Source organism: Stenotrophomonas sp. (assembly GCF_036662295.1).
In the GTDB taxonomy this organism is placed as follows: Bacteria; Pseudomonadota; Gammaproteobacteria; order Xanthomonadales; family Xanthomonadaceae; genus Stenotrophomonas.
This window is the reverse complement of record NZ_JAVWXA010000133.1, coordinates 1-9082: the sequence shown is the minus strand read 5'-3', so window position 1 is coordinate 9082 and position 9082 is coordinate 1. Positions and strand designations below refer to the sequence as shown.

Below are 9082 nucleotides of genomic sequence, written 5' to 3'. Positions count from 1 at the left end.
CCAGCTTGTAGTACTCCTGCAGGCGCTCACGCAGGCCGTCCAGGCCTTCGGTGACCATCTCGCCCGGGCAGCCGGCCAGCGCGTGTGCGCCCTTGTCGACCTTGATGCCGGGGATGATGCCCTGGGCGGCCATGTACTTGGCGAACGGCACGCCGTCCTTGGTGGACTGGCGGATGGTTTCGTCGTACAGGATCGCGCCGGAGATGTGCTCGTTCAGCTTCGGCGTGGTCAGCAGCATTTCGCGGTAGGCACGACGGTTTTCCTCGGTGTTCTCCAGGCCGACGCTGGCGAAGCGCTTGCCGATGGTGCCGGTGGATTCGTCGATGGCGATGATGCCCTTGCCCGGGGCGACCATGGCCTGGGCGGTTTCAGCCAGCTGTTCGATGCTCATGTATTTCCTGTGGCGGGTGCGGGAAAAACGCAATTATAGCGGGCCACTCCCGTGAACTGGCTGTACACGCGATCTGGAAACGCTTTCAGGTTGCATAACGTGTAACGGCGCGACGTTTCCGTCGCGCCGTCCCGGGGTTCATCGTTCAGCAACCGGCGTGCCGGTTGCCGCAACCCACCCTTACAGGTCGCCCAGGCCGCTGGCGCGGCCGTCTTCGCCCACTTCCAGCAGGCGCAGGGTGTTGGTCGCGCCGTGGGTTTCCATGTGCTCGCCGCTGGTGAACACCACGCGGTCGCCGGCCTGCAGCTGGTTGGCTTCCACCAGCAGGCGGATGCTGCCGCGTGCGGCTTCGCGCGGGGTGAAACCGCGGCTGTCGAAGTTGATCGGGAACACGTCGCGCATCAGCGCCATCTGGCGACGGGCGCCGTCATGGCGGGTCACCGCGAACACCGGCGCCGACGCGCGGAAGCGCGACAGGTAGCGTGCGGTGCCACCGGATTCGGTCATTGCCACGATCGCGCGCACGCCCACGTGCTGGGACAGGAACATGGTGGCCATGGCGATCGCCTGGTCGGCCCGTTCCAGGTTGCGCGGCGAGGCGCCGAAGTCGGTTTCGGTCTGGAACTGGCGCTCGGCACCCAGGCAGATGCGCGCCATCGCTTCGACGGCCTTGACCGGATAGGCGCCGGCGGCGGTTTCGGCCGAGAGCATCACCGCGTCGGTGCCGTCGATGACCGAGTTGGCCACGTCCAGCACTTCGGCACGGGTCGGGATCGGGCTTTCGACCATCGACTGCAGCATCTGGGTGGCGGTGATCACCACCTTGTTCTGGGCCAGCGAGGCCTTGATGATCTTTTTCTGCAGGCCCGGCAGCTCGGCATCGCCGATCTCCACGCCGAGATCGCCACGGGCCACCATCACCACGTCGCTGGCATCGACGATTTCTTCCAGGTTCTCGATGGCTTCGGTGCGCTCGATCTTGGACACCAGCGCGGCGTAGCAGCCATGCGACTCGGCGATGGCGCGGGCATCGTTCATGTCCTGCGCGTTGCGGCAGAACGAGACGGCGATGAAGTCCACGCCGATCTTGGCCACGATGCCGATCAGTTCCTTGTCACGCTCGGTCAGCGCGCCCAGCGAGAGGCCACCGCCCTGCTTGTTCAGGCCCTTGCGGTCGGACAGCACGCCGTCGTTGAGCACGGTGTTGATGATGCGCTCGCCCTGCACTTCCAGCACCTGCAGCTGCATCAGGCCGTCGTCGAGCAGCAGCACGTCGCCGGCCACCACGTCCTGGGGCAGGCCCAGGTAGCTCACGCCCACCTGGGTGGTGTCGCCGGCCGGTGCGTTGGGCGAGGCGACCAGGTCGAAGCGGTCGCCGGCCTTGAGGTGGATCTTGCCTTCGGCGAAACGCTCGATGCGGATCTTCGGGCCCGGCAGGTCGGCCAGGATGCCCACTTCCACGCCCACCCGCTGTGCGGCGGCGCGCACGTCGGCGGCGCGCTTGGCCTGGCCGGACGGGTCACCGTGGCTGAAGTTGAGGCGAACCACGTTCACGCCGGCGCGGAAGAGATCCTCCAGCACGCCCGGCGGGTCGGTGGCCGGTCCGAGGGTGGCAAGGATCTTGGTGCGACGCTGACGCTCGATCATGGTAAATGGGCTCCCGGGAAAGGATCGAAATTAGCACACCCTTCACGTCCCATGAATACGTTTACAGCCTTGGGGCATCTAGCTCTGTGCGATGTCCAGCGGACAGGCCCGGACCGCGACGCGGACATCGGCGGACCGGCGATGGGCCGCAAGGCCCGACCCGGTTGGCTTTGCGCAGGACATGCGGCGGCGTACGGAACGCCGCCGCGCGCCTCAGGCGAACAGGGTCAGCAGCTCATCCGGCGTGCCCACCACATGCTCGGCACCGGCCGCCTGCAGCTCCTCGGCGCCGCCGAACCCCCACAACACGCCCACATTGCGCATGTGGTGGTGGCGCGCGCCGGCGATATCCATGCGCCGGTCGCCGATCATCCAGCACTGTTCGGGGGCCAGGGACAGCCGCTGCAGTGCTTCGGCCACCAGCTGCGGCTTCTCGCTGCGGCTGCCATCCAGGGTGGCGCCGATGACGTCTTCGAAGCAGTACCCGAACGGCAGGTGCTCGATGATGCGCCGTGCATGCGGCTCGTTCTTGGCGGTGACGATCGCCAGCCGGTGGCCGTTCGCATGCAGCGCCTGCACCACCTCGCCGATGCGCGGGTACACCGCGTGCTCGCGCCAGCCCACCACGTCGAAACGCTCGCGGTAGTAGGCCACCGCCTGTTCGACATCGGCCGGGTCGGCAAACAGCGGGGCGAAGCTGGTGCGCAGCGAGGGCCCGATCCAGCGCCGCAGTTCATCCTGCGGCGGAACCGGCCGGCCCATCTCGGTCAGCGCATGCGCCACGCACTGGGTGATGCCCACGGCCGAGTCGATCAGCGTGCCGTCCAGGTCGAAGAACAGCGTGGCGCGCGGCGCGACGGCGTGGCTGCCCACGCCTGTGCCCCACTTGTCGGCCAGCATCAGGCGCCCCGTGCGTCGAGCGCGGCCACCGCCGGCAGGGTCTTGCCTTCCAGGAATTCCAGGAACGCGCCACCGCCGGTGGAGATGTAGCTCACCTGGTCGGCGATGTCGTACTTGTCCACCGCGGCCAGGGTATCGCCGCCGCCGGCGATGGAGAACGCCGGCGAGGCGGCGATGGCCTGGGCCAGGGCCTGGGTGCCGTGACTGAAGGCTTCGAATTCGAACACGCCGACCGGGCCGTTCCAGACCACGGTGCCCGCCTTGGCGATGAGACCGGCGTAGTACCGGGCGGTGTCCGGGCCGATGTCGAGGATGAGGTCGTCTTCGGCGACGTCAGCCAGGGCTTTGACGGTGGCTTCGGCGTCCGGCAGGAACTGCCTGGCAACAACGACGTCGGTGGGCAGGGGGATGTCGGCGCCGCGGGCCTTGGCATCGGCGACGATCTTCCGGGCGGTGTCGAGCAGGTCCGGCTCGTACAGCGACTTGCCGACCGGATGGCCGGCCGCGGCGATGAAGGTGTTGGCGATGCCGCCGCCGACGATGAGCTGGTCGACCTTGCCGACGAGGCTGGACAGCAGTTCAAGCTTGGTGCTGACCTTGCTGCCGGCCACGATCGCCAGCAGCGGCTGCGCGGGTGCGTGCAGCGCCTTGGCCAGCGCATCCAGCTCGGCCATCAGCAGCGGGCCGCCGGCGGCCACCGGGGCAAACCGGATCACGCCGTGGGTGGAGGCCTGCGCGCGGTGCGCGGTGCCGAAGGCATCCATCACGAACACATCGCACAGCGCGGCGTACTTGCGCGCCAGCGCCTCGTCATCCTTGCCCTCGCCCACGTTCATGCGGCAGTTTTCCAGCAGCACGATCGCGCCCGGTGCGACCTCGACCCCATCGACCCAGTCGCGCACCAGCGGCACGTCCACCCCGAGCAGCGCGGACAGGCGCAGCGCCACCGGCGCCAGCGACTCGGCCTCGCTCCACACGCCCTCGGTGGGGCGGCCCAGGTGCGAGGTGACCATCACCGCCGCGCCCTTCTCCAGTGCCAGCTTCAGCGTCGGCAGCGATGCGGTGATGCGCTGCTCGGAGGTGATGCGGCCATTCTCGATCGGCACGTTGAGGTCCTGGCGGATCAGCACGCGCTTGCCGGAGAGATCGAGGTCGGTCATGCGAACGATGGACATGGGCAACTCTTTGGCTGAAAAAGGAAAGGGCGCCGCGCACGGCGCAGACGCCCATTGTCCCGGCTGCGCCGGTGCATCGCAAATCGGCGTGGCCGCTGCGGCCCCTGCCCCATCACTGCATGGCGAGGCGGCGTGGCCGGCCGATCAGGCCGGCGCGTGCGGTTTCTGGCGCAGCACGCTGAGCGCGAAACCGCCCACCACCAGCACGCCCAGCACCAGCAGGCCCCACAGCAGCCAACGCTTCCAGTCGCGCGGCTGGGCCAGGGCGTCGTCACCGGCCAGCACCTGCGCCGGGCCGTGCAGCGTGGCCGTGGCCGGCTGCCATTGCGCGCCGAGCTGCTGGCGCAGCTGCGCGATCACCGTGCCGACCGGCGCATCGCTGCGCGCCGCGCGCACGCTGCCGGCGGCCACCGCGTAGGGCGCCTCGCCCTGGCTGATGAACACCAGCACTTCCGGCTGGTACCCCAGCTTGAGGGTGGGCGCCACGCCCGGCCGTGCCTGGCCGGCCACCAGCTTCCAGTAACGGTCGCGGCTGGGCACCGGCAATGCCTGGGTCTGCGAGCGCCGCGCCTGGGCCGCGTCCTGCAGCTGGTAGGCCACCCACGGGCCGGCCCGCACCTGCCAGGGCTGGTTGGGATCGTCGCGGCTGAGCAGGGTCCACTGCACCACGCTGTTGTCGGCGGTGGCGATATCGGCCTGGGCCATCGGGAAGCGCCCGTCCAGGACGTACTCGAATTCGCCCGGCGCCCCGGCGGTGCCGGCCAGCGACTGCCAACGCCACGGGATCGACTGCGCTTCGGGCACGCGTTCGGCCTGCACCGCCGACAGCACCGGCAACGCGTCCGTGCCGATCGGCACGATGCGGAAATAGCGCGCCGTGTAGCCCAGCTCGATGCGTCGCTGCTGCAGGCGGCGGCCCTCGTGCTGCAGGTCCACCAGCGGCACGTCTTCGACGACCGCCTGCCATTGGCGCAGGTCGTCGCTGGCGTCCACGCGCACGCGGGCCTGCAGTGGCGCCTGCACCTGCCAGTCCAGCCGCAGCGCCTGCACGCCCTGCTTCAGCGCGCTGGCGTCCACCAACCAGCCGGCGCTGCGCGAGGCGGCCGCACCGCGGCCCAGGCGCGCCTCCACCCGGCGCACGCTGCCGTCGGTGTTGCGCTCGGTCAGCACCTGCAGGTCGTCGGCGTCGCCGGCCGCGAGGGTGGGCAGCGGGAACCAGCCCACGTCCTGCCACTGCGCCGGGCGGGCGAGCGGCTGGTCGGCACTGAGCAGCGTGGTGGGCAGGGCCTGGCCCTGCGCGTTGAACACCTGCACATCGGCCAGCTGCGGCGACACGGCGCTGCGGTAGATCGCCTCGTCCAGTGCCACCCGGTAGGCCGGCGCGTTGGCCTGGGACAGCTGCAACGGCCATTGCTGGCGGTAGTCCTGGTGCGCATCGGCGGCCAGCGCCAGCGACGGCGCGGCGGCCAGGGAGATCACGGCAACGAAGGTACGCAGGAGGGTCACGGGGTCGGCTCCGCAGTGGCGTCCGGGGCGCGCGGCGGGGCCGGCGCCAGGTAACCCACGACCGTGCACAGCAGGCCGTAGGCGATGAAGGAAGAAATACCCAGCAGGTTGCCCAGGTGCTGGCGGTCGATCAGCACCAGCTTGGCCAGCACCACGCCCATCAGCACCGCGCCCACCAGCCACAGGGTGCGCTGGCCGCGACGCGAGCCCCACACCCAGCTGATCACGCCCAGCACGCTCCACACCACGGTCAGGCTGGTCTGGGCCAGCGTGGAGGACCACAGCGCGTCGTTCCACGGCACCGCGCCCCAATGGTGGACGGTATGCAGGGTGGTGCTGGTGAGCATCACGAAGCCGGCGATGGCCAGCACCGGCACGCGCACGCCACGCAGGCCTGCCGGCGCCGGTGCCGCCCACAGCCAGCGCGCGGCCAGGGCCAGCACCGCCAGCTGCGCCAGCTCGGTCGGATTGAGCAGCGGCAGCCACGGCAGCGGCGCTGCCGAGGCCGCCCCGGTCAGCATGCCCAGCCAGCTCACCCCCAGCACGGCAAACAGCGTGGCCGTCAGCGCGGTGCGCAGGCCATCGAAGCGCGGCCCCAGCGGCAGTGCCAGCCACGGCCAGCGCAGCAGCGCGATCGCGGTGACCAGCAGCCACGGCAGCAGCGCCAGCGCCATCGACCAGCCCTGCGCCAGCGCGAAGTGGTCGGCCACCCACAGGCACGACACCGAGACCACCGAGGGCCACAGCAGCCACCAGGTGAACTGTGCCGCCTGCGCGGTCCGGCCCTGGCCACCGCGCAGGCACCACAGGCTGCGCACGCCCAGCACGGCGAACATGGCCCAGGCCGGTGCGCCATAGCCAGCGAACGGCTGCTGATGGGCCTCGCCTTGCCACAGCAGCAGCGGGAACGCGCTCAGCAGCATCGCCAGGGTGGTCAGCGCCAGCGCACGCGCCGGGGCACGACGATGCACCTCGGCGGCCGCCCACGCGGTGATCGCCACGCCGACCAGCAGCGCATCGGGGCGGCTGTCGCGCGCGACGAACCGGCCCACCTCGTGCAGCAACCCACCCAGCCACCACAACAGGCCCCACAGGTAGTACACGACGGCCGGGGCGTCCTGGCGCGCGCGCCGATAGCACGCCGCCGAGGCGAACCCGGCCAGGGCCAGCAGCAGCCCGCTCATGAAGGTGGGGTTGGCGATGGCGGTGACATCGTCATGCCAGTAATCGGCACCGACCACGAAGCCGAACGCCGCGCCCAGCTGCAGCAATGCGCCGGCGATCTGCGGCAACCAGCGGCGCTGGCGCAGGCCAAGCCAGACCAGCCCGGCCCCTTCCAGCGCGAACACGCTGGCGGTGGCACGCGCCGACAACGCCAACGGCACCGCCAGCGTGGCAAAGCCCACCGCCAGCACCGCATGCGACTGGCCCAGTGCGGCATAGCGCGCGCGCCGGATCAGCGCCCAGCCCAGTACCGCGTAAAGGGCCGCCAGCGCCAGCGCGCACAGCGCCAGCATCAGGCGGTCATCGTGCAGCATGCCGGCCTGCAGCGAGAAGGCGATCAGCGGCGTGCCGAACACCAGGCTGCCATCGACCAGGTCGCGCTTCTCGGCCGGCTGGCGGCGCGCGTAGAGGATCGGGATCAGCAGGTAGAAGACGAAGAACAGCAGCAGGAACGGCTCGGTGCTGCTGAACTTGTCCGCGTTGTACTGCAGCACGCCCCACGCGGTGCCGATGCCGAAGGTGAAGGCGAAGCCGAGCAGGTTGAGCACCCGCCACGGCCGCCACCACGCAATGGCCAGGATCGCCGCGTTGAGCACGGCGTAGTAGGAGAACAGCGCCACGTGGTTGCCACTGCCGGTGGACAACCAGATCGGGGCCATGAACCCGGCCAGGATGCCCAGCACCGCCAGCGTGCGCGAATTCTGCACCACCGCCAGCACGCCCATGCCGGCAATCAGCAGCACGCTCATCGCAAAGGCAGGCAGTGCATCGATGAGGTCATAGCGCTTGAAGGCGGCGAAGATGGTCAGCAGCAGGATGCCGATCGCACCGCCCTGCAGGGCCAGCGCGAACAACCGACGGCGATCGCGCTGGATCCAGCCGAACACCAGCCCGGCCAGTGCGCCGGCGGCGATGGCGGCCAGGCGCAGTTCGATGGGTGCGTTCAACCAGCCCTGGTCGCTGGCGTACTTGAGCAGCGCGGCCACGCCGGCCAGCAGCACCAGCATGCCGATCTTGACCGGCACGTTGCCTTCGGTGAACCAGCGTTTGACCGTTCCCACCAGGCGTTCGCCAAGGCCGGGGCCGGACGGCGCGATGGGCGCGGCAGCCACACGGGCGGCGGGGGCGGCCTGCGCCGGCAGCGGCAACGGCGGCGGCAACGGCGCGGCGGCGGCAGCGACGGCCGGGATCGACAGCGGCACCGGGTCCGGCACGCGTGGCGGCGGCTCGGGATCGGCGTCGCCGGTCGCCTCGCGCGGCGGCGCGGCGGCGGTTTCGGCCTGCGCGGCAGGTGCCGGTGCAGGGGCGGTGGCGGTGGCGGCCTGGAACTGTTGCAGCTCCAGCGCGGCCACGCGCCGGCGCAGGCCGCCGATCATCACCAGGGCCACCACCAGCAGTATCGGGATCAGCAGCAGGACCGCTGCCACAAGGACAATCAGAGCTTCCATTCCACGCCATCCTCAAAGGGGAGCCCCGGCGGCATCCTGCCGACGCCATGCCGGTGGCACGCCGGCCATGCTAATGGATCGGCCGCGCCTGCGGGGCGCCCGCCCCCGTGCCCCGCGCCACGCAACGGGCCGGCGGAAACGACGAACCCCGGCACGGGGCCGGGGTTCGCGGGGGTTGCCAGGGGGCGGGGCGCTTACTTGGCCGCCACGACCTTGGCCATTTCCAGGCACTTGTTGGAGTAGCCCCACTCGTTGTCGTACCAGGACACCAGCTTGACGAAGGTGCCGTCCAGGGCGATGCCGGCATCGGCGTCGAACACCGAGGTGTGGGTCTCGCCGCGGAAATCGGTGGCCACGACCTTGTCTTCGGTATAGCCCAGGATGCCCTTCAGCGCGCCTTCGCTCTGTGCCTTCACTTCGGCGCAGATCTCGGCGTAGGTGGCTTCCTTCTCCAGCTCGACGGTCAGGTCGACCACCGACACGTCCGAGGTCGGCACGCGGAAGCTCATGCCGGTGAGCTTCTTGTTCAGTTCCGGGATCACCACGCCCACGGCCTTGGCCGCGCCGGTGGAGGACGGAATGATGTTTTCCAGGATGCCGCGGCCGCCGCGCCAGTCCTTGTTGGACGGGCCATCGACGGTCTTCTGGGTGGCGGTAGCCGCATGCACGGTGGTCATCAGGCCGCGCTTGATGCCCCACTTGTCGTTGATGACCTTGGCCAACGGCGCCAGGCAGTTGGTGGTGCACGAGGCGTTGGAGACGATGGCCTGGCCGGCGTAGGTCTTGTCGTT

6 protein-coding genes and 1 pseudogene are annotated in these 9082 nt (G+C 70.2%); all 7 read right to left on the bottom strand.

All coding sequences use genetic code 11. The annotated features are described in order from the left end of the window. A partial coding sequence (locus RSA25_RS17685) for a class I fructose-bisphosphate aldolase (RefSeq protein WP_332810141.1) occupies window positions 1-391 on the bottom strand: 391 nt, incomplete at its 3' end. Between the two features lie 180 nt (window positions 392-571). After that, complete coding sequence (gene pyk / locus RSA25_RS17680) at window positions 572-2038, bottom strand: pyruvate kinase (RefSeq protein ID WP_332810140.1); 1467 nt, start codon at window positions 2036-2038, stop codon at window positions 572-574. Window positions 2039-2251: 213 nt separating this feature from the next. Further along, window positions 2252-2938, bottom strand: coding sequence for an HAD hydrolase-like protein (locus RSA25_RS17675; protein WP_332810139.1), 687 nt, complete (start codon window positions 2936-2938; stop codon window positions 2252-2254). After that, window positions 2938-4113, bottom strand: coding sequence for a phosphoglycerate kinase (locus tag RSA25_RS17670; RefSeq protein WP_332810138.1), 1176 nt, complete (start codon window positions 4111-4113; stop codon window positions 2938-2940). The genes RSA25_RS17675 and RSA25_RS17670 overlap by 1 nt, the downstream gene beginning before the upstream one ends. Window positions 4114-4257: 144 nt before the next feature. Next, window positions 4258-5610: a DUF3999 domain-containing protein gene (locus tag RSA25_RS17665; protein WP_332810142.1), complete on the bottom strand. Its 1353-nt coding sequence runs from the start codon at window positions 5608-5610 to the stop codon at window positions 4258-4260. A gap of 5 nt (window positions 5611-5615) precedes the next feature. Further along, complete coding sequence (locus RSA25_RS17660) at window positions 5616-8291, bottom strand: DUF2339 domain-containing protein (RefSeq protein WP_332810137.1); 2676 nt, start codon at window positions 8289-8291, stop codon at window positions 5616-5618. Window positions 8292-8485: 194 nt separating this feature from the next. Then, a pseudogene (locus tag RSA25_RS17655) lies at window positions 8486-9082 on the bottom strand (type I glyceraldehyde-3-phosphate dehydrogenase); the annotation flags it as partial.

Bases quoted from the DNA above. Each gene is read 5' to 3' on its own strand.
- pyk (WP_332810140.1), bottom strand. From the start codon at position 2,038: ATGATCGAGCGTCAGCGTCGCACCAAGATCCTTGCCACCCTCGGACCG.
- RSA25_RS17675 (WP_332810139.1), bottom strand. From the start codon at position 2,938: ATGCTGGCCGACAAGTGGGGCACAGGCGTGGGCAGCCACGCCGTCGCG.
- RSA25_RS17660 (WP_332810137.1), bottom strand. From the start codon at position 8,291: ATGGAAGCTCTGATTGTCCTTGTGGCAGCGGTCCTGCTGCTGATCCCG.
- RSA25_RS17670 (WP_332810138.1), bottom strand. From the start codon at position 4,113: ATGTCCATCGTTCGCATGACCGACCTCGATCTCTCCGGCAAGCGCGTG.